The sequence below is a fragment of the Streptomyces sp. NPDC006335 genome, from assembly GCF_040612795.1.
GTDB lineage: Bacteria > Actinomycetota > Actinomycetes > Streptomycetales > Streptomycetaceae > Streptomyces.
The window spans coordinates 194,350-214,681 of record NZ_JBEXQX010000003.1 but is presented as its reverse complement, the minus strand read 5'-3'; the positions used below and the strand labels follow the sequence as shown (position 1 = coordinate 214,681).

Here is a 20,332-nt window from a genome sequence, read left to right as displayed (position 1 = left end):
CTTGCCGGGGCGCGTGACATGAGAACCTGAGGACGGGAGAGGGGTTCGGACGTAGCCGTCGAGGTGTGTGCCGACAGGGGGTCCTCGGTGTTCGGGGCAGAGTTGTTCACCCAGACCGCTGCCGCCGCAGCGGGCACGATGGTCGGGCTGATGACCACGGATGCCTGGCAGGTGGCCCGGCAGCGGATGGCGCGGTTCCTGCGGCGGGAGGACGTCGAGCGGCTGGACCGGGCACGGGCGGAGCTCGACGCGGCACCGCCGGCCCGCCAGGAGATCATGCTGCGGGAGCAGCGGCAGGAGTGGGACACCACCTTGCGCGGTCTGCTGGCCCGGAATCCCGATCTGTCCGGTCTGCTGGCCGAGTTCGTCCAGGAGTTCTCCGGCATCGCGCGCCCGGTCTTCATCCAGGTTCAGCAGGCGCAGGCCCCGCTGGAGCCGGTCCGGGCCCCGGGCGCGCTGACCGTCGCGCCTCCGCTGGGCCGGCTCGACCGCCGTGTGCGGGGCCGCGAACCGCTCCTGGACACGCTCAAACAGCTGGTGGGCAAGCCGACTTCGGGTGTGCGGGTGCTGCACGGCATGGGCGGGAGCGGCAAGACGACGGTCGCCCTGGAGATCGCCGCCTACGCCGCCGCGCTCAACGTCGACGTGTGGTGGGTGACGGCGAAGAACCCCGCCACCCTGAGCGCCGGGATGCGCGAGGTGGTGGCCGCGCTGGGCACCCCACCGGACCTCATCGACCGCGCCTGGTCGGGCCGTTCGAGCGCGACGGACCTGCTGTGGCGGCGGCTGTGCGACACCGCGAGCCCCTGGCTGCTGGTGGTGGACAACGCCGACGAGCCCGAACACCTCGCGCCCTACGGGCGGTTGGCGGAGGGCAGGGGCTGGATCCGGCCCGCCGCGGAGCTGCCCGGCCTGGTGCTGATCACCAGCCGGGACAGCAGCCCGACGACCTGGGGGCCGTGGGCCACGCTGCACTCGGTCGACGCCCTGGAGGAGGACGACGCCACCGAGGTGCTGTGGGACCTGGCCGGGGAGCGGGCCGGTTCCCGTGAGGACGCCCGGCTGCTGACCCGGCGGCTCGGCGGGCTGCCGCTGGCGCTGCGCATCGCTGGCTCGCATCTCGCGGCGGCCTCGGCGTTCCCCGCCTGGCCGGGCACGACGACCGTGCGGACGTACGCCGACTACCGCGCGGCCCTCGACGAGCGCTTCACCGAACTCCTCGACGAGCACCCGCCCGGGCAGCAGGGCAGCAACTACTCCGTGCCGGTGACCGGCACCTGGGAGCTGTCGCTGGACCTCCTGGAGCGGCGGGGCATCGCCCAGGCCCGGCCCCTGATGCGGCTCCTGTGCTGCCTCGGCGAGGCACCGGTGCCGCTGGTGGGCCTGCTGCGCCCCGACCGGCTGGCGGATTCCTCGCTGCTGCCCGGTGTCACACCCCAGGAGCTGTACACCGCGCTCACCTCGCTGGCCGACTTCGGTCTGGTCGAGCTGCACACCCCGCCCGGCGGCGACGACCACACCCGCACCCTGCTGATGCACCCGTTGGTCCGGGACGCCGGCCGGCTCCAGCGGGACCTCGCCGAGCACATGCGGGAGTACGCGGCCGTCGTCGCCGACCTCGTCGTCTGCGCCACCGCCGAGCTCAGCGAGGACGACCCGCGCGACTGGCCGCGCTGGCGGCTGCTGCTCCCGCACTGCGACGCCCCGCTGGCCCTGATCGGCGACCCGTACGAGGCCGAGGACGAGCTGGTCTCCAAGGCGCTGCGGGCGGCCGCGGCCGGGGCCCGGCACCTGATCCGGCGGGGCTGGCTTGACCGGGCGGAGGAGGTGCTCGGGGCGTGCGAGCCGGTCGTGCTGGCGTGCGGTCCGCGTGACCCGGACGCGCTCGAAGTACGGTCGGCCGCCGCCCACTTGCTGCATCTGCGCGGCCGGCTGGCGGCGGCCGAGTCACTGCTGCGCACGGTGCTGGAGGACACCCGGGCCCTGTTCGGCGACGCGGCGTGCGAGACCGCCGACGCCCGGTACGCGCTCGCGAACCTGCTGGGTGGCCGGGGCCGCCCGGTCGAGGCGGAGACCGAGTACCGCGCGGTCCACGCCACGCGCCGGGCCCTGCTGGGCGAGCGCGACCCCCGGACCCTCGCGGCCCGCAAGGGTGTCGCCTGGATGGCCCGGTACCGGGGGCTGCTCGCGGCGGCCGAGGAGGAGTACCGCCTGCTCCTGGACGCCTACCGGGAGACGCTCGGCACGAACCACCCCGACACCCTGGTCACCCGGCACGAGATGGCCCAGGTGCTGCACGAGCGCGGCATGTTCCGGCAGGCCGAGCAGGAGCTGCGGGAGACGCTCGGGGTGTGCGCGGACGTACTGGGCGAACGGCACCCGATCACCCTCGCGGTGCGCCACGACCTCGCGGACGTCCTGCGTGACCGGGGCCTGCTCGTGGAGGCCGAGCACGAGTTCCGCGCGGTCCTCGGGCTGCGCGCGGACGCCTACGGCGAGGACCACCCCGAGACCGTGGCCGCCCGGCACGGCCTGGCCACGGTGCTCCGCGACCGGGGCTGGCCCGGCGACGCGGAGACGGAGTTCCGGGAGGTGTTCGAGGTCCAGCGCAGGCTGCTCGGCGACATGCATCCGCACACCCTGGTGGTCCGGCACAACCTGGCCGACCTGCTGATGGAGCGGGGCCAACTGGAGGCGGCCGAGGCGGAGTTCAGGGAGGTGTACGCGGCCCGCCGGGAGGTGCTCGGCGAACAGCACCTGCTCACCCTCTCGGTACGGCACGGTGCCGCGCACGTCCTGCACCTGCGGGGCCGGACCGACCGGGCCGAGACCGAGTACCGCACGGTCCTGGCCGACTGCGTGCAGACCCTGGGCCCCCGTCACCCGGGCACGCTCGCGGTCCGCCACAACCTCGCCGACCTGCTCAAGGACCAGGGCCGGCTCGCCGCGGCGGAACAGGAGTTCAGGGAGGTCTACGAGGCCCGGCGGACCGTGCTCGGCGAACAGCACCTGCTCACCCTGTCCGTACGGCACGGCGCCGCGCACGTCCTGCACCTGCGCGGGCACGTCGAGCAGGCGGAGGCGGAGTACCGGACGGTGCTCGCGGACTGTGTGGAGACGCTCGGGCCCCGGCACCCGGGGACCCTGTCGGTACGGCACAACCTGGCCGACCTGTTGTGTCTCAAGGGTGAACTGGACGCGGCCGAGGGTGAGTTCTCGGAGGTGCGGGAGGCCTGCGAGGAGGTGCTGGGGTCACGGCATCCGCGGACACTGGCCGCCCGGGAGGCCCTGGCCCGGCTGCGTTCCGAGGATCAGGCGCCCCGCGATCCCGACTCGGCGACCACCGGCTCGTAGCCCGGGAAGTGTGCCGGGATCTGCGCGAGGTCCCACAGGGCGAGCGTCTTGTCGTCGTAGAAGTCGTCGGACTCGTCGTCGCCGATGACCCGCAGCGGTTCGGGCAGTCCGAAGGGGGCCAGCCGGAGGTTGATGGGCCGCCACCAGCCCGTGACGATGTCGGTGTTGGCGGCCGTCCGGGAGAAGGTCGTGGTGAGCAGATAGCGCGAGCCGCTCTCCCGGAAGCGGGTCAGCGCCTCCACCACATGCTGGTAGGAGAAGTGCACGAGGGCGTCCCGGCACACGATGAGATCGACGCGGGGCACGGGCTGAGCGGTGAAGTCGAGGAGCTGGAACTCCCACCCCGGGGCGGGGTGTTCGGCGCGGTTCGCCGAGACGAGGTCCGCGACGACGTCCCCGCCGAGGTAGGAGGCGCCGTGCAGGTCGACGTGCCGCATCCAGTTCAGGTCCCCGCACGGCGCGTCCAGCACCGAGCGGACACCCAAGTCCTTGATGAGTGCGCCGAGTTGAGTGATCACGCGCTTCATGCGCTGGAGCTCCGAGCCCGGTCCGGAGCGGGTCTCGTCGGAACCCCAGCGGTTGGTGCGGTAGATGTCCGTGAACACGTCGTGCAGGTCGGCCTCGTCACGGGCGTCCGAGACGTCGAGGTAGCGCCGTGCGTCCACGTCGTAGACGGGCTCCCCAGGATTGCGCAGGTACCGCGGGGTCAATGACGTCCTCTTTCGCTGCCCGCCGGCGGGAGGTGCGGCGGCCCACCGGTACAAGTCGGCAGCATAGCTCCCCTCAGGGCCGGACCTGGATGAGCGCGTGGGTCCCGCTCGTCCGCCAGCGCGGCCCCTCCGCCTCGTCCAGCGCGGTCTCCGTGCGCCCGTCGAGACCGGTGATCACATCGGACTTCAGGGTGCGCAGGGCGGCGACCGGTCCCGGGAAGTGCGCGGTCACCTCGGCGAACGGCGTGGTCGGCGTCCACCACCGGTCGCCCACCAGACGGCGGTAGTTGAGGTCGCCCTTCAGGACGGTGACCGAGGCCCCGCCGATCTCGGCCCGCAGATCGGCGGGCATGTCCGCGTACGGCAGCGGAGCGCAGGAGAACGCGTGGGCACGGACGTCGAGCCGCCCGTCGGCCATGGCGTCCCACAGCCGGCGCCCGTACCCGGCGGCCTCCCCAGGCGCCCGCACGAGCCGGCGCAGCGCGTCGACCACGTCGGCGGTGGTCGCGTCGGACACGTAGTAGGGGTACGGCTTCACGTGCAGCACCGCCCGCTCGACCCGGCCGTGTTCGAGGAGGTGGGCCACCAGCAGGAGGTCGGGGATCAGTTCGCGCCCGGCGTTGTCGGCGATCAGACAGAGGGTGCCGGCACCGTCGAGCAGCGCCCGCAGCCGGTCGCTGTCGTCGGCGACCAGGTCCGGCACCGCGGCCCGGCCCTCGGCCGCCCCGTCGGAGAGCCGGAAGCCGAGGTCGGCCCGGTTCCCCCACAACGAGCCGTGCAGCAGGGCCCTCTGCTGCTCCTCGACGGGCAGGGCGGCGAGTTCGTCCAGGGCCGCCAGCTCCTCGTCGGTCTCGCGGGAGTCGAGTTCGGCGAGCTTGGAGGGCCGGAAGGGGTCGATACCGCGCCAGGGGCCGTTCCCGAAGTACCCGACGGCGTCGAGGAGCCGCCGGTAGAAGTAGCTCTCGGACCAGAGCCACGGCACGTCGAACCAGGACCGCCCCACGCAGGCGTCGATCCCCCACTCGGCCCACGCCCCGCCGGGGAGCGGCTCGATGACACCCTTGGTGCAGCTTTCGAGCAGGGCGTCCAGGGCGCGGTGCTGCGTGGGGCCGTACGGAAAGCTCTCCCGCACCTGCCCGATGATCGCGGGGTGCCGCTCGGCGAGCACGCTGTGCGGGAAGGAGCCGGGTTCATTGCCGAGGATGACGGCCGCGCCGATAGACATGCACCGACTGTAGCCAGCGCGGCGGACGGGGCCGCGTCACGGTGTGGCTCCCCCGCGTGGGCGCGGCCGGGCGGAGCGCACCGGTGCACGCGACGGCACGCTCACCCGCCGCCGCGGGACTCCTGCTCCAGCTGGCTGACCAGTGCCAGGTACCGCGCCCGCCGAGGCACCGGGACTAGGCCCCGGATCATCACGTGCCACATCTCCGCGAGCCTCCGCGGCTGGCGCCCCAGTGGTTCCAGATGCCGTCCCACCACCCGCGTCCCGACGAAGAAGCACACCAGCGAGTGAGCCACCGCGTCCACATCGGTGTCCGGGTGGAGGTCGGCCTCCTTGACCGCCCCCAGCAGCTTGCCCGTGGCCAGGTCCAGCCACTCCGTGAACGGATGCCGCAGCGGCGGCCGCACCTCGACGCCCCCGGTCGCGAGCCGGAGCCCGGCCCGGAGCACCGGTCCCTCGACGGACAACCGCGCTATCCCGAAGGTGATGCGGACCAGCGCCTCCAGCGAGGTGTACCCGCGGGCGTCCACGTCGCCCGTGAGCTGGCGGGACGCCCGCGACTGGATCTCCATGATCGCGTGCGCGAGATCGCCCTTCGCCGCGAAGTGGAAGTAGAGCGCCCCTTTGGTGACTTGGGCGTGCGCGACGATGTCGCTCAGACTGGTCGATTCATAGCCGCGACGGTCGAACAGATCGGCGGCGGCGGAGATGATCGTCGCTCGGGTCTGTTCAGCGCGTAACTGCCTCGGCATCGACTGCACACTCCTGTTACGGAAAAGAACGGGTCATGCCGTTTGTTTCTTACTCCCTGTACACGATATCTCACCCTGCGACGGCACCCACCCGGCACTCGAAGACCACCGATTCTCTTTGCAGCGCGATGACTTGTACGTCTGTGCCGCCCTCCTCGCTCACTTCCGTCCAGACCGGCTCGTCGAGCTCCGCGAACTGGCGAAACACCGCGTGGAACGACACCGGCACCCGGCCCTTTCGTCCTCCGTGCGCCCGTACGGTCTGCCGGGCGGCCTCCAGGAGGAGCATGCCGGGGACGTGGTCCAGGGGGTGGTCGAAGAAAACAGGATGCGCGGTATCGACGCGGAGCCGCCAGCGGCCGGGGCGGGCCGTGGGCGAGAGGAGGACGTCGGCGGCGAGGGCCCGTCCCACCGTCTCGGCGGGCAGCGGCGCCGGCAGCGGCCGGGGCAGCCGCAGGGTGCCGACGTCGGCGGTGCGCCCTCCGCGCAGTCGGCGGTAGACCGACTCGTTGGTCCAGGTCACGGCGATGTGGCCGGTCGCGACCCGTTCACCGCCCAGACGTACGGCGGCGTCGTAGCGCAGGGCGGCCGCGCGGCCGGCGCGGCGGCGGACCTCCGTGACGGTGATGTCGATAACGGGTTCGGCGGGGGCGGCACCGACGGCCAGGTGTTCCGGGCGCGTGTCGACACGCAGTTCCTGGAGGACGAACTGGTGCCCGAGGGGGACCTCGTAGGCCGCGTGGGCGAGTAGCGCCCCGCACTGGCGGACCGTTTCTGCAATCAGCAGCGGCTCGTACGCCGAACGGTCCGGGGACACGTGTAACTGATGGGCGCGCGGCCACTGGGCGGTGATGGTGAACCGCTCGGCGTCCGTCCTGGTCCAGCCGGTGAGGAGGATCTCCGCGACGGCCACGCGGTGCACGAACTCGCGGGGTACGGTCGCGGTCAGCGGCCCGGATCCGGCCCGGGCCCGTGTGGACTGCCGTAACTCTGGCATGTTTCCCCCTCGTTCCTCCGAAGCGATGACGGACGGTGAGGTGCCCGTGCCGGTGAGCGATAGAGTACGAGGGACTCCGGTCTGTTTTCAATGTGACCTGATCGAGACCGGACGGGATCCGAACTCGGCGCATGGGAGGGGTTCTTATGGCGAGACAGGAGCGCGCCATCAGGACACGCAGGACGATCGTGGAGGCCGCCGGCGCCGTCTTCGACGAACACGGGTACGCGGCGAGCACCATCGCGATGGTGCTGGAGCGGGCCGAAGTCACCAAAGGGGCCCTCTACTTCCACTTCGCCTCCAAGGAGTCCCTGGCGCAGGCGGTGCTCGACGAGCAGTTGTCGCTGGGTGCCGTACCGCCGCATCCGTGCAAGGTGCAGGAGATCGTCGACATGACGTTCGTCTTCGGAGAGCGGCTGCGGACCAACTCCCTGCTGAAGGGGAGCGTGCGGCTGACGGTGGACCAGTGCGCACCGCCCGGCGTCGATCACACGGGGCCGTTCCGGCAGTGGAGCGAGCACCTGGTGGCGATGCTGCAAGGGGCCCGGGACCAGGGCGAGTTGCTGCCCACGGTCGAGCCGCGGGACACGGCGGATCTGCTGGTCGGGGCGTTCGCCGGGGTGCAGTTGATGTCACGGGCGCTGCACGGGCGGGAGGATCTCGGGCACCGGATCTCCGTGATGTGGGCCCATCTGCTGCCGAGCATCGCGGTGCCGGGGCTGCTGGTCGGACTCGACAGCCGACCCGACCGCGGGACACGGGTGCTGGCGTCCCTCGGGAGCGGTGAACTGGTGGGCGCCGAGGCGTGATCGGGGACGGCCGGTGACGGACGGACGACATACGAGAGGGGCCGGCCGGTGCCCCATCCGCACCGGCCGGCCCACTCGTTCCCGGGAGTTCGCTCAGAAGGTCAGCTTCCAGCCGTTGAGCGTGCCCGTGTCCTGCGCGGCCGTGTCCTGGACGCGGAGCTTCCAGGTGCCGTTGGCCGTCTCGGAGGAGGCGTTCACGGTGTAGGTGGTGTTGACGTTGTCCGCGGAGTCCGAGGAGCTCGCCGGCTTCAGGCTGTACACCGTGCCGTCCGGGGCGACGAGGCTGATCGCCAGGTCACCGCGGTAGGTGTGGGTGATGTCGACGCCGACCTGGAGGGCCGAGGGGGCGTTGCCGGTGCGGCCGCTGACGGCGATGGGGGACTCGATCGCCGAGCCGTTGTCCGGGATGGAGACGGCGGTGGTGCTGGAGAAGGTCGTCCCCGTGGTCGTACCGCCGCCGCTGACGGCCGCCACCGTCTTCGCCGCGTCGGCCAGGCCCGCGCCGCAGCCGCCGGAGCAGGCGCCGGGCAGCGGACGGGCGTTGTTCTTGATGGCGGTCTCGATCTGCGCCGGGGTCAGCGCGGAGTTCGCCGACTTCACCAGCGCGACCAGGCCCGCGATGTGCGGGGTGGCCATGCTGGTGCCCTGGTAGTAGTCGTACGACTCCGAGGACGGCGTCGAGGAACCGGAGTTGAGCGTGGACAGGATGCCGTTGGCGGTTCCGGTGCTGGTCTGGCCGCCGGGCGCCGAGATGTCCACGAGGGAGCCGTAGTTGGAGTACGAGGCCTTGGCGCCGGAGCGGTTGGTCGCGGCGACCGAGATGATGTTGTTGCAGTTGCCCGGCGAGTGGCCGGAGACGTTCTCGTTGTCGTTGCCGGCGGCCACCACGACGGTCGTGCCGCGGCTGACGGCGTTGTTGATGGCGGTCTGGGTCGCCGAGGTGCAGGCGCCGTCGCCGCCGAGGCTCATGTTGATGACCTTGGCGACGTTGGTGTTGGCGGGCACGCCGGAGACGGTGCCGCCGGACGCCCAGGTGATGCCGTCGATGATGTCGGAGTCGTAGCCGCCGCACTTGCCGAGCACGCGCACCGGGGAGATCTTCGCGCCGTACGCGATGCCCGCGACGCCCTTGCCGTTGTTGGTGACCGCGGCGATGGTGCCGGCGACGTGCGTGCCGTGCCAGGAGGAGGTGGAGGCCGGGATGCCGGCGCCGCACTCGTTGGCCGCGTAGTAGTCGCCCGGGTCGGCGGGGTTGCTGTCGCGGCCGTTGCCGTCGACGGAGACCGCGGTGTCGGAGATAAAGTCGTAGCCGCCGACGATGTTCGCGGCGAGGTCGCTGTGGGCGACGTAGCCGGTGTCGATGACGGCGACGGTGACGCCGGTGCCGGTGGACTTCGCCCAGGCACCCGGCACGTTCATGCCGGCCGTGGACTCGAACAGGTCCCACTGCTTGGCGTACTCGGTGTCGTTCGGGTCGGCCTGCGGCTTGTTGAGGCGGTCCGGCACGACGTAGGCGACCTGCGGGTCGGCCTTGAACTCGGCGACGGCGTCCGCCACTTCGGCCTTGCTGGGGTCGGCGCCCAGGTCGACGAGGGCGGCGCCGGTGCCGAGTCTGCGCTGGAAGTCGGCGTCCTTGGCGGCGGCGTCGGCCTCGGCGGCCTTGTTCGAGGTGGCCTCGGCCGCGCCGGACTTGTAGCCGACGATCAGGCGCTCGGCCTGGACGCCGGGGGCGGCCTCGGTGAGCGCGGCCGGGACGGCGGCCTCCTGTGCGGGGGCGTCCTGGGCGACGGCGACGGAGGCCGTGCCGACGGAGAGGAGGGCCGCGGAGACGGCGGCGGCGGATATCAGCTTCCGCCGGAGGGACGGGGAGGTACGCAAGGGCTTGCCTTTCGGGGCCGTGCTCCGGGCAGCGCGGAGCAGCAGTCGAATCGCTTCGTCGATGAAGCGGCGGGGGGTGAAGCCAGGAGCGCGGGGCCGGCCAAGAGGGGGAAGCGTGACCCGTTCGGGGTTGCCTGTGGGTCAGCTGTGGTCGAACGATAGGCAAAGAGCAGGTCATGCGGATACAGGGGAAACCCTTGACCCGGCCGGAAAGCCACCCTCTACGGTGGCCGGTTGACCGGGGATGGCCTCTTTGCCCGCGTCTGCGCGAAGGCGGAGGGGGTCGATCCCGGTGCGCCGGTGAACGCGAGGGGGCCGCGCCCCGTACTGCACGGAAGCCCGTCGTTCCCGCGCCGCCCGAGGAGGCGTTCCGGATGGCCCGGATGCCCTGGACATCAACTCGCCGTACGAGTGCGGCGATCGCCGCCCTGTCCCCGTTCCTGCTGACCGTGTTCGCGGCGGCGCCCGCGCAGGCCCACGGCGCTCCCACGGATCCGGTCAGCCGGGTCTTCGGCTGCTCCCCCGACGGCGACTCCTCGGGCACGGCCGCGTGTCGGGCGGCCGTGGCGGCGAACGGCTCGCCCTTCACGGCGTGGGACAACCTGAGGGTCCCGAACGTGAACGGCCGGGACCGGCAGACGATCCCGGACGGAAAGCTGTGCAGCGGCGGCCTGCCCGCCTACAAGGGGCTCGACCTGGCCCGCTCCGACTGGCCGTCCACGCGCCTGTCCCCCGGCGCGACCCTGACCATGAAGTACGTCTCGACGATCCCGCACACCGGCACGTTCCGCATGTACCTCACCGAGCCGGGCTACGACCCGTCGAAGCCGCTGAAGTGGTCCGATCTCCCGGAGCGGCCGTTCGCCGAGGTGAAGGACCCGGCGCTGACGGACGGCGCGTACCGGATCAGGATGACGCTGCCGAAGGACCGGACGGGCCGGCAGGTGCTGTACACGATCTGGCAGAACAGCAGTACGCCGGACACGTACTACTCGTGCTCGGACGTGGTGTTCCCGGCGGCGGCGGCCGAGGACAGCGGTGCCGGGACGGGGGCCGCCGCTTCCCCGGCCCCGTCGAGGACCGCGAAGAAGGAGCCCGTGAGGAGTCCGGCGCCGACCACCGCCGCCGCCGTTGTCTCGCCGACACCTTCCGTGGCCCGTTCGGCGGGCGGTGCGGTGCCTGACTCCACTCCGGTGGCGGCCGACGCGGATCCCGGCTCCGGTCCGTCCGCTCCCATGATGGCGGGCGGCGCCGCCGCGGTGCTGGTGCTCACCGGGGGCGCCGCCCTGGCGCTTCGTCTGCGCCGACGCTGAACTACGCGGTTACGGAGTTCAGTTGACGTAGACCGGCTCGCCGTCCGCGGTCACCGGGCTGTACTTCGCGGTCCAGAAACCGCTGGCGGGGCAGAGCGAGGAACCGGACGTCCGGCTGAACTGCTGGTTGGCGAACTTGATGCTGTTGTCGGAGTTGTCGGCCGTGCCGGACAGGCCGGACGCCGCCTGGTAGACACAGCTCACGCTGCCCAGCAGGGTGCGCAGCACGACGGTGGTCTGGATGGCGGAACCGCTCGCCGGGGTCACGGTGACGGTGCCGTCGGAGGAGACGGCGGTGGTGTACGGCAGGTTGTTCACGGTGATGCTGGTGACGCCGAGGACGCCGACCACGTTCGAGGTGCAGTTGCTGAAGGTCTGCCCGGTCAGGGACTCGGTGGCGGTGCCCGGCGCGGTGGGGTTGCTGCCGACCGTGGCGCTGAAGGTGGACGCCGAGCAGGTGATCCCGCTGGTGCCGGTCGAGCTGGAGTAGAGGGTGGCGGTGGTGCCGGTGGCCAGGGAGGCGCTGATGGCCGTGCCCTCGGCGACGTTGGCGCCGCCGACCGAGCCGGTGGTGAGGACCGCGACATCGGCCGCCGCGGCGGGCGCGGACGCGGCCACCGCGACGGGGAGCGCGAAGGCGGCGGCAGCGGCGGTGAGGGAGAGCAGAGAACGCATACGCATGGGGGATTGCCTCTTTCGTGAGGTGAGGGTGGGTGTGGGGGGCGCGGACGCGCGTCGGCGTCCACCGTTGCCGGCCCGTCACGCCTTCTCCGTACGTGACGGACCGGCAGCGGCATCAGGCCGGCGACCGGCCGGTTGCCCCATGGGGGAGGGCTCCGGTCGGGCCGGGCGAGAGATGGCGAGCCCGGTGCGGCCCAGGGGGGAAACGGCCGTTTCGGGTGCCGTGGAGGGTGGGACTCGGGCGGTGAAGAGCCCGTGAGGGACAGATGGTCCGGGAATGCGGGCAGGTGCCGCCCGACGGCTCGGATCCGGCGCCACGGATCCGGGGAAGCCACGAGAGTTGTAGACCTGATCAATCGTCAACGTCAAGGTGTTGCAAGGGAGTTGATCTTTGATCGACGGTTATTCATCACCGCCGACGACGTTGTTGATCACGGGTGGCACATAATCGACACCCTTTACTCACAACTTGCTTGACCCACGGGCGTAACCGCCGGTAACTTCCGAGGCGTTACTGCGGAGTACGGGTAAGCCCTTGCAGCCGCCGGGGGTTGGGAGGAGACGTACACCGCAGCCGCTGTCCGCGCCAGGACAACAAGCCACTGAAGCCGCACATCCGCACGTGAGCCCCACTTGCGTTGACTATGCCCCTGGGAGCAGCACATGGCCTCGTCCGTCGGCACCACCTCCGAGACCCCCGAAAGCGGTTCCGCCCCCGAAGCCCCCGACAGCCCCGCGAGACGCGGGCGGGTCCGGGGCCGCCGAGCCGCGATCATGGCCGTGCCGGCCGTCGTGATCACCGCGGGCCTGGCGGTCGTGACCGCCCAGGGCGCCCTGGGCGTCCAGTTCGCCATCTCCGGCATGCCCTTCACGGTCACCGCGACGGAGCTCAACGGCACCGGCTTCGAGCAGTTCGGCGGCCTCGACAACATGGCGGACAACAGCCCGAACGCCGGCGACACCGGCGGCCAGGTGCTGGTCGTGACCTCCGCCATCAAGAGCGCCACCCTCACCAAGCTGTGCCAGAGCGTCGACCTGGGCGGCACCAACCTGCTCATCAAGGCGGGCGCCGGGAGCCGGAAGGTCGAGGCGACCGACCTCACCACGGACTCGACCGAGATGTCCGGCAACGCCTCCTTCAACAACATCGAGATCGGCAACGACGCCAGCACCCTCACCAAGGCGGGTGTGAAGGGACCCCTCGGCGTCTTCAGCCAGCAGGCCGACACCGTGCACATCGACGACCTGCGGCAGACCAACTACGCCACCACGGCAGGCGTGTTCAAGCTGCCCGGCCTCAAGCTCAGCTTCAGCAGCACGGGTTGCTGATGGAGGGCCAGCAGCCGCAGGGCGTCCAGCAGCCCGCGGTCAGCCAGGACGCGTTCACCCGCTGGGTGTACGGACGCCCCTTCTTCGGCGGGCTGTGGCTCACGCTGGGCGGGGCATGGATCCTGCTCACCATGAAGGCCTCGTTGAAGGTCGTCCTCCATGTCGGGATGCAGGGAGTGGCGGGCTACCTCCTGCCGACCCTGATGGTGCTGCTGGGGCTGCTGATCCTCTTCAGCCCCGCCCAGCGCCTGTTCTACTCGATCACCGGCGTCCTGATCTCCCTGGGCACCTGGGTCACCTCGAACCTGGGCGGGTTCATGGTGGGCCTGCTGCTGGGGGTCGTGGGCAGCGTGCTGACCTTCGGCTGGCTGCCCGACCAGGAGCCGCGGGTGAGCCGCCGCGACCGGCACGGACCGGCCCAGCGGGCGTCCGAGGACGGGCCGGCGACCGGAACGGACCAGGCCGGTACCGACACCCGCACGGCTCAGGCCGTGCCGGCCACCGGTCTGCCGAGGGCCGCCCAGTAGTCCCGGACGCGGGGGCCGCTCCCGCAGCCGGATCGCGCGTCCGCCTTCCCCTCCCGGGGCCCGACCGCGCGGGCACGCCCGTCACACGCCGGGCAGCCCGCGCGGTTCGACGCGTTCCTCCACCGCCGTGTCGCCGTCGCGCGTGACGACGTATGCGCCCTTGCCGGGCACCTCGGTCACCGCCTCGACGAGTTCGGTGCCGCGGTAGACCAGTCCCACACCGTCGTCCGTGCAGTGGGTGACGGGCAGGGTGCCGTCGGCCACGAGCCGGTGGACCAGGGGACGGCGGCCCGGATCGCTGTCGTAGTGCACCCCGTTGCCGTACGGCAGGAAGCCCAACGCGTCGGTGAGCGGGCGGAGTTCGGGGCCGTACGAGTCGGTGGTGCCGCCCTCGAACCAGCACAGCGATCCCGCGCTGACCCCGCTGAGCACCACGCCGGACTCCCAGGCCCGGCGCATGATCCGGTCGAGGCCGTGCACCCGCCACACGGCGAGCAGGTTCGCCACCGAGCCGCCCATCACCCACACCACGTCCTGCTCCAGGACGGTGCCCTCGACGTCGTCCAGGTTGGGCATGGGGAAGAGCTGGAGCGGCGTGAGGTCGAAACCGGCCACCCGTGCCGCCTCGTGCATCCGTGCCGTGAAGTGTTCGGCGTCCCCGACGGCCGTGCCGACGTACATCACGCGCGGCCTGCGGCCGTGGGCGCCCGAGAGGTCGACGGCGTGGTGCACCAGTGCGTGGAACGACACCATGGTGCGACCGCCGGTGCGGTGCCCTCCGGAGGTGGCGACGATCGTCGGTTCTACGGCCATTCACATGATCCTAGTCAGGCCCGGCGACCTGGACGACGGTCGCGTCCAGCAGGTTCACGGCCTCGCCGAGCAGCGGCGCGACGAGCGCGAGCCCTCGGGAGGGGGGCAGGTGGAGGAAAACGCACACCGGCCGGGGCGATCGGGGACGCGGACAGGGTGTGGGCATTCTCCTGCACACCGATGTGAAGATCATTACGATGCGGAACCGAGAAGTCATTACAAGGGGCTGATCACTTGACTACCGGCGGTCACACGCGGTTGGCTCCTGGCCAGTGAAAGTTCAACGGCCGCCGCGCCCGCGTTCCGGCCACACTTTCTCGTTCCGCCTGCCAGGCCGCACAGCGAGGTGCCGCACCCCATGAACACTCCTCCCCCACCTCGGACTTCCTTGAGATCCCTGCGCGTGGCCGCCCTCCTCTCCGTCGCTCTCCTGCTGCTCGCCGGCTGCTCCGGCGCCGGCGGCGACCGGCTCGGCGCGGGCACGGGCGCGGCGAACGGGGCGGACGCCGCCGGGCTGAAGATCGCCCTGATCACCCATGGCGGCGAGGGGGACGCCTTCTGGGAGCTCGTGCGGAAGGGCGCCGAGGCCGCCGCCGCCAAGGACGGCGTCGACCTGACGTACGCCAACGACTCCGATCCGACGGGACAGGCCCGGCTGGTGCGCGACGCGATCGGTGACCGGGTCGACGGCATCGCGGTGACCCTGGCGAAGCCGGCCGCGATGAAGGCCCCGGTGGCCGCGGCACGGGCGGCCGGCATCCCGGTGGTGGGCCTCAACTCCGGTATCGACGCCTGGAAGTCGCAGGGACTGCTGGAGTACTTCGGCCAGGACGAGATCGTGGCCGGCGCGGCCGTCGGGGACAAGCTGAACGGCCTGAGGGCCAAACACGTGCTGTGCGTCATCCACGAGCGGGGCAACGTCGCCCTGGAGGCGCGCTGCGCCGGTGTACGGAAGACGTTCGGCGGCGAGACCGAGAACGTGTACGTGGAGGGCACCGATCCCGAGGCCGTGGACGCCGTCCTCACGGCCAGGCTGCGGCAGGATCCCGGTATCGACGCGGTCGTCACGCTCGGCGCGCAGTTCGCGCTGGACGCCGTGGACTCGGTGAAGGCCGCGGGCAGCACGGCCCGGGTCGCCACCTTCGACCTCAACAACGACCTGGTCAAGGCGATCCGCGCCGGGACCGTGCAGTTCGCGGTGGACCAGCAGCCGTATCTCCAGGGCTACCTCGCGGTGGACTCGCTGTGGCTGTACCGGACCAACGGCAACATCAGCGGGGGCGGTGTGGCTCCCGTGCTCACCGGGCCCGCGTTCGTCACCCGGACGAACGTCGCCGCGGTCGCGAGGTTCGCCGCCGCCGGCACCCGTTGACCCTCCCGCCGCGAGCACGGCGGGAACCGACCACCGCAGCAGACGACCGCAGGAACCGACCGCAGGAAAACCCACTCCCCCTGACCGCCCAAGGACGACCATGCCCGACCGGAAAGGCGCCCGGCGCCGCCTCGGCTCCATACGTCTCTCCCTCATCATGCTGGCGCTGGTGCCGAGCGTCACGCTCGCCACGATGTGGGGTGTGACGACCACGCAGTTGTTCTCGGAAGGCCTACGGCTGCGCTCCCAGACCGAGCTGAGCAGGTCGACCGGCGCGATGGGCACCGAGGCCACGCTCGCGTTGCAGGGGGAACGCGCGGTGTCCGCCGCCTGGCTGGCCAAGGTGCCCGGTTCCCGCGCCGCCCTGGACGAGAAGCGGGCGGCCACCGACGCGGCGGTCGCCAAGCTCCTGCGGCGGTCCGACGAGATCCAGCGGGCCCCCTCGCGCATCGCCGACCAGCTCTACTCGGTCCTCGGCTCCGTGGGCAGCCTGGAGTACTACCGCGACCAGGTGGACCGGCCCACCGACATCACCGCCCAACAGGCCCTCGACCAGTACACGTCGATCATCGACGACCAGATCCACGCCTTCCAGCAGCTCTCGCAGGTCGACGACGGCGACCTCACCTCGCAGGCCGAGCCGCTCGTCGCCCTCGAACACGCGGCGGAGCTGATGTCACAGGAGGACGTGGCCCTCACCCTGGCCTGGCCGTCCGGGCATCTCGACGAGAAGGCCTGGGAGCACTTCGTCCAGCTGGTGAACACGCGCCGCTGGCTCGTCGAGGACCAGATCGTGCCCGCGTTGAGCGGCGACGCGAAGACGCAGACCCAGCGGATCCTGGCGAGCGCGGACTGGCGGACCCTCACGACGGTCGAGGACCAGGTCCTCGCCGCGCGGCCGGCCGACGGCACGGGGCGGGTGGCCCTGCCGGACGCGGGCAAGCGGTGGGCCGCGGCCATGCAGCAGGTCTCCGTCCGCTACACCGACCTGATCCGGCAGCAGACCTCGGGGCTGCTGACCCGGAGCGCGGACAAGGCCTACGAGCAGCTCCTGACCGCGGCCTCGCTCAGCGCGGGCGGACTGATCGCGCTGCTGGTCTGCCTCGTCATGTCCTGGCGGATCACCCGCTCGCTGTCCCGGCGACTGCGGGGTCTGCGGGAGGCCACGCTGGGCCTCGCCCAGGAGCGGCTGCCTGACGTGGTGGCGCGGCTGGAGCGCGGCGAGAAGGTCGATGTGGACCGGGCCGCGCCGGAGCTGGACTACGGCTCCGACGAACTCGGGCAGGTGGCCAAGGCGTTCAACACGGCGCAGCGCACGGCCGTGGTGACCGCCGTCGAACTCGCCGACACCCGGCGCGGGTTCCAGAAGGTGATCCTCGGGATCGCCCGGCAGAGCCAGAACCTGGTCAACCTCCAGCTCAGCCGGCTGGACACACTGGAGCGCGAGCACCAGGACCCGGACGTCCTGTCGGGACTGTACGAACTCGACTCCACGGCCAGCCAGTTGCGGCGGTACGAGGAGAACCTGGTCATCATCAGCGGCGGACAGCCGCGGCGCAGCTGGACCGAGCCGGTCGCGCTGATCGACATCCTGCGCAGCGCGGTGGGCGAGGTCGCCGAGTACCAGCGGGTGGAGGTGCGCACCGAGGAGGAGGTCTGCCTGGCCCCGCCCGCGGTCGCGGACGTGATCCACCTGCTGGCCGAACTGATCGAGAACGCGACGCTGTACTCCCCCGCGCCGAGTCCCGTCGGGGTGCGGGCCGGGCTGGTCGCCAAGGGGCTGGCCGTCGAGGTCGAGGACCGGGGCCTTGGCATGTCGGAGGACGAGTACGCCGCCTTCAACGCCCACCTGGCCGAGGCACCCAAGTTCGACGTGGTCGCCCTCGCCGACGATCTGCGCCTCGGCATGTTCGTCATCGCCCGCCTCGCCAACCGCCACGGCATCCAGGTGACCCTGCGCTCCTCGCCGTACGGCGGAACGACGGCCATCGTCCTGATCCCGCACGAGATCGTCGTACGGGACGAGGACGGGGCGGAGGGCCGGCACGGGGTGACGGCAGCGGAGACGGCGGGCGTGACGGCCGGGAAGACCGGTGGCGTGACCGGCGAGGAGACGGAGCCGAGCCGCAGGAAGGACCCGGCCGGGGTCGAGGCCCCCACCGGTACGGAAGGTACGGCGGACTCGGCCGACGCCCCGGGATCCGCAGACCCGGCCGCAGCGGTGGCTGTGCCGGACGCGGAGTCGGCGGCCGGGCCGGAGTCGGCGTCCGATCGGGCGCAGCCCCGGCCGCTCTCCGGGGCGCGTGCCACCGTCACCCCCCGCCCCGACGGCCTCACCCCGCTCCCCCGGCGGGTGCCGCAGACGAGCCTCGCCGTCGAACTGCGCGAGGAGGCCGCGGCCACCCCGGAGGAGGACGCCGACGAGTTCACCGCGGACCACGCGGCCTCCTCGCTCGCCGGGTTCCAGCGCGGCACACTCCGCGCCCGGGACGAGGACGACCTCCTCGACACCCCCAAGGACCCGTCCGCGCGGCCGGCCCCCACCGCCGAGCCGGAGAAGGTGCCCGCTCATGGGACCGACCCGCTCGACACCCCCGGGGAAGTGGGCACCGCCGACCCGAACGGCCCGCCCGGCGCCCCGGAAGCCCCGGCCCCCGCCGGGATCCACGTCCCGCAGGACCGGCCCGTCGCCGCCCGTGCTCCCCACACCGATCGCTCATGAAGGACACGCCATGACACGCCCCACCCCTGCCACGCACACCCAGCTCGACCAGTTGCTCACCGGACTCGTGGAGCGGGTCGCCGACGTGACGCAGGCGGTCGTGCTCTCCGAGGACGGGCTGGTCGTCAGCAAGTCCACCGGGTTCCTGCGCGACGACGCCGAGCGGCTGGCGGCGACCGCGTCCGGTCTGATGAGCCTGAGCAAGGGCGTCAGCATGGACTTCCGGGGCGGCCCGGTGCGCCAGGCGCTCATCGAGATGGCCAACAGTTTCCTGATCCTCACCTCCGCGGGACCCGGCGCCCACCTCGTCGTCCTCACCGGACCGAACGCCGATGTCGGGGTGGTGGCGTACCAGATGAACATGCTGGTGAAGAAGATCGGCGAGCACCTCAGCGCGGCACCACGGGCCGGCATCGGCCCCACCGGCGGGTGAGGTGACCGACAGTGACGCGCCCGGCCGGCTGGTGCGACCGTTCGCCCTGACCGGGGGGCGGACCCGGCCCAGCCGGGCCGACTTCACCCTCATCACGACGGTGACCGCGGTGGACCCGCCACCGGAGGGTGCCCCGCGCCCGCAGGCCGAGCAGACCCGCATCCTGCGCCGGTGCGTCCGCCCGGTCGCCGTGGCGGAGCTGGCCGCGCTGCTCGACCTCCCGGTCAGCGTGGTCGTGATCATGCTGTGCGATCTGCTGGAGGCGGGTCTGATCACCGCGCACCCGCCGCGCCTCGTCTCGCCCCGCTCCCCGGACCTGGACCTGTTGCAGAAAGTGAGGGAAGGCCTTGGCCGGCTCTGACACGCTCGCCGCCGGGACAGCCGGTACTCCCGCCGCCCCCGACACCGTCAAGATCCTCATCGCGGGGGGCTTCGGCGTCGGCAAGACCACGATGGTGGGGTCGGTCAGCGAGATCACCCCGCTGCGCACGGAGGAGCCCCTCACCGTCGCGGGCCTGGGCGTCGACGACCTCGCGGGGATCGAGGAGAAGCGGGCCACCACCGTGGCCATGGACTTCGGCCGCATCACCATCAGCGACGAACTCGTGCTCTACCTCTTCGGCACGCCGGGCCAGCAGCGGTTCTGGTTCATGTGGAACGACCTCGCCGTCGGTGCCCTGGGCGCGGTCGTCCTGATCGACGTCCGCCGCCCCGAGTCGAGCTTCGCCGCCGTGGACTTCTTCGAACGCCGGCGCATCCCCTTCGTCGTCGCCGTGAACGGCTTCGACGGCCGGCACCCGTACCCGGCCGAGGACATCAGGGAGTCCCTCGCGCTCCCGGAGGACGTCCCGGTGGTGCTGTGCGACGCCCGCCGACGCGAGTCGTCCCGGGACGTACTGATCGCCCTCCTGGACCTGCTGATCGCCGCGGCGGTCGACTAGGTCCGGCAACGACCGACCGGGCCCGCACAGCCCGTCGCTCAACCACCGACGCCCAGCCCCGGCGCGGAAACCACACGCGCCGGTCGACCAGGGCCCGTGCCACGGCCATCGGACGTCGCACCCCCGCATCGACGCCTGCGCGACCCGGCGAAGGAAACACCGGTCCTCGCCCTCAACGCCACGACCACACAAGTGGCCCCGCACGCCCCGAACCGGCAACGACCAACCGGCACGCAACCACCGACGCCCGACCCCGGCGCGGAAACCACACGCGCCGGTCGACCAGGGCCCGTGCCACGGCACACCGGCCGGTGGCTTGGCCGTCGGACGCCACGGCCACACAAGTGACCCTGCACGCACCGAACTTGACCAACAGGAACTCAACCACCTACGAACAGCCACCGGCGCGGAAACCGCACGGCGGCGGTCGACCAGGGCCAGTGTCATGAGAGGCGCGGCACACCGGCCCGTGGCAG

At 71.9% G+C, this 20,332-nt stretch carries 17 protein-coding genes; 10 read left to right on the top strand and 7 right to left on the bottom strand.

The window, feature by feature from the left end:
• Positions 1-150 precede the first annotated feature (150 nt).
• Complete coding sequence (fxsT, locus tag ABZ098_RS11725) at positions 151-3,354, top strand: FxSxx-COOH system tetratricopeptide repeat protein (RefSeq protein ID WP_356589724.1); 3,204 nt, start codon at positions 151-153, stop codon at positions 3,352-3,354.
• Here the strand turns inward: fxsT and ABZ098_RS11720 are convergent.
• The 4 genes from ABZ098_RS11720 to ABZ098_RS11705 form a co-directional block, all read right to left on the bottom strand.
• Positions 3,312-4,064, bottom strand: a complete 753-nt coding sequence (locus ABZ098_RS11720; protein WP_356589722.1) for a class I SAM-dependent methyltransferase — start codon at positions 4,062-4,064, stop codon at positions 3,312-3,314. The genes fxsT and ABZ098_RS11720 overlap by 43 nt on opposite strands.
• Positions 4,065-4,137: 73 nt before the next feature.
• Positions 4,138-5,289: a damage-control phosphatase ARMT1 family protein gene (locus ABZ098_RS11715; protein ID WP_356589720.1), complete on the bottom strand. Its 1,152-nt coding sequence runs from the start codon at positions 5,287-5,289 to the stop codon at positions 4,138-4,140.
• A gap of 101 nt (positions 5,290-5,390) precedes the next feature.
• The gene (locus tag ABZ098_RS11710) at positions 5,391-6,041 is read right to left on the bottom strand and encodes a ScbR family autoregulator-binding transcription factor (RefSeq protein WP_356589718.1); all 651 of its coding nucleotides are present in this window, start codon (positions 6,039-6,041) and stop codon (positions 5,391-5,393) included.
• Positions 6,042-6,111: 70 nt separating this feature from the next.
• A complete protein-coding gene (locus ABZ098_RS11705; protein WP_356589717.1) occupies positions 6,112-7,038 on the bottom strand; it encodes a ScbA/BarX family gamma-butyrolactone biosynthesis protein in 927 nt (308 codons plus the stop codon).
• Between the two features lie 146 nt (positions 7,039-7,184).
• Between ABZ098_RS11705 and ABZ098_RS11700 the strand changes: the two genes are divergently transcribed.
• Positions 7,185-7,847, top strand: coding sequence for a ScbR family autoregulator-binding transcription factor (locus ABZ098_RS11700; RefSeq protein WP_356589715.1), 663 nt, complete (start codon positions 7,185-7,187; stop codon positions 7,845-7,847).
• 93 nt (positions 7,848-7,940) lie between these two features.
• Here ABZ098_RS11700 and ABZ098_RS11695 read toward each other — a convergent pair whose 3' ends face one another.
• Entirely contained in the window at positions 7,941-9,725 is a 1,785-nt protein-coding gene (locus ABZ098_RS11695) for a S8 family serine peptidase (protein ID WP_356589713.1), read from the bottom strand.
• Between the two features lie 374 nt (positions 9,726-10,099).
• Between ABZ098_RS11695 and ABZ098_RS11690 the strand changes: the two genes are divergently transcribed.
• Positions 10,100-11,038, top strand: a complete 939-nt coding sequence (locus ABZ098_RS11690) for a lytic polysaccharide monooxygenase (RefSeq protein WP_356589712.1) — start codon at positions 10,100-10,102, stop codon at positions 11,036-11,038.
• A gap of 18 nt (positions 11,039-11,056) precedes the next feature.
• On the opposite strand, the gene ABZ098_RS11685 is transcribed toward ABZ098_RS11690, so the two are convergent.
• A complete protein-coding gene (locus ABZ098_RS11685) occupies positions 11,057-11,719 on the bottom strand; it encodes a Tat pathway signal sequence domain protein (RefSeq protein WP_356589710.1) in 663 nt (220 codons plus the stop codon).
• 663 nt (positions 11,720-12,382) lie between these two features.
• Between ABZ098_RS11685 and ABZ098_RS11680 the strand changes: the two genes are divergently transcribed.
• Both ABZ098_RS11680 and ABZ098_RS11675 read left to right on the top strand, forming a co-directional pair.
• On the top strand, positions 12,383-13,048 hold the full coding sequence (locus ABZ098_RS11680; RefSeq protein WP_356589708.1) for a DUF6230 family protein: 666 nt from the start codon (positions 12,383-12,385) through the stop codon (positions 13,046-13,048).
• On the top strand, positions 13,048-13,575 hold the full coding sequence (locus ABZ098_RS11675; protein ID WP_356589707.1) for a DUF6114 domain-containing protein: 528 nt from the start codon (positions 13,048-13,050) through the stop codon (positions 13,573-13,575). Before ABZ098_RS11680 ends, ABZ098_RS11675 begins: the two co-directional genes overlap by 1 nt.
• Positions 13,576-13,656: 81 nt before the next feature.
• On the opposite strand, the gene ABZ098_RS11670 is transcribed toward ABZ098_RS11675, so the two are convergent.
• The gene (locus ABZ098_RS11670) at positions 13,657-14,388 is read right to left on the bottom strand and encodes a peptidase E (RefSeq protein WP_356589705.1); all 732 of its coding nucleotides are present in this window, start codon (positions 14,386-14,388) and stop codon (positions 13,657-13,659) included.
• A gap of 358 nt (positions 14,389-14,746) precedes the next feature.
• Here ABZ098_RS11670 and ABZ098_RS11665 point away from each other — a divergent pair, with 358 nt between their 5' ends.
• The 5 genes from ABZ098_RS11665 to ABZ098_RS11645 all read left to right on the top strand — a co-directional run bounded on the left by ABZ098_RS11665 (position 14,747) and on the right by ABZ098_RS11645 (position 19,856).
• A complete protein-coding gene (locus ABZ098_RS11665; RefSeq protein WP_356589703.1) occupies positions 14,747-15,760 on the top strand; it encodes a substrate-binding domain-containing protein in 1,014 nt (337 codons plus the stop codon).
• Between the two features lie 100 nt (positions 15,761-15,860).
• A complete protein-coding gene (locus tag ABZ098_RS11660; RefSeq protein WP_356589701.1) occupies positions 15,861-18,482 on the top strand; it encodes a nitrate- and nitrite sensing domain-containing protein in 2,622 nt (873 codons plus the stop codon).
• A 10-nt stretch (positions 18,483-18,492) separates the two neighbouring features.
• Positions 18,493-18,915, top strand: a complete 423-nt coding sequence (locus ABZ098_RS11655; RefSeq protein ID WP_030313681.1) for a roadblock/LC7 domain-containing protein — start codon at positions 18,493-18,495, stop codon at positions 18,913-18,915.
• A gap of 1 nt (position 18,916) precedes the next feature.
• Positions 18,917-19,276 (top strand): DUF742 domain-containing protein, encoded by a 360-nt coding sequence (locus ABZ098_RS11650; RefSeq protein ID WP_356589699.1) that lies wholly within the window; start codon positions 18,917-18,919, stop codon positions 19,274-19,276.
• Complete coding sequence (locus tag ABZ098_RS11645) at positions 19,263-19,856, top strand: ATP/GTP-binding protein (RefSeq protein WP_356589697.1); 594 nt, start codon at positions 19,263-19,265, stop codon at positions 19,854-19,856. The genes ABZ098_RS11650 and ABZ098_RS11645 overlap by 14 nt, the downstream gene beginning before the upstream one ends.
• Positions 19,857-20,332: the final 476 nt, after the last annotated feature.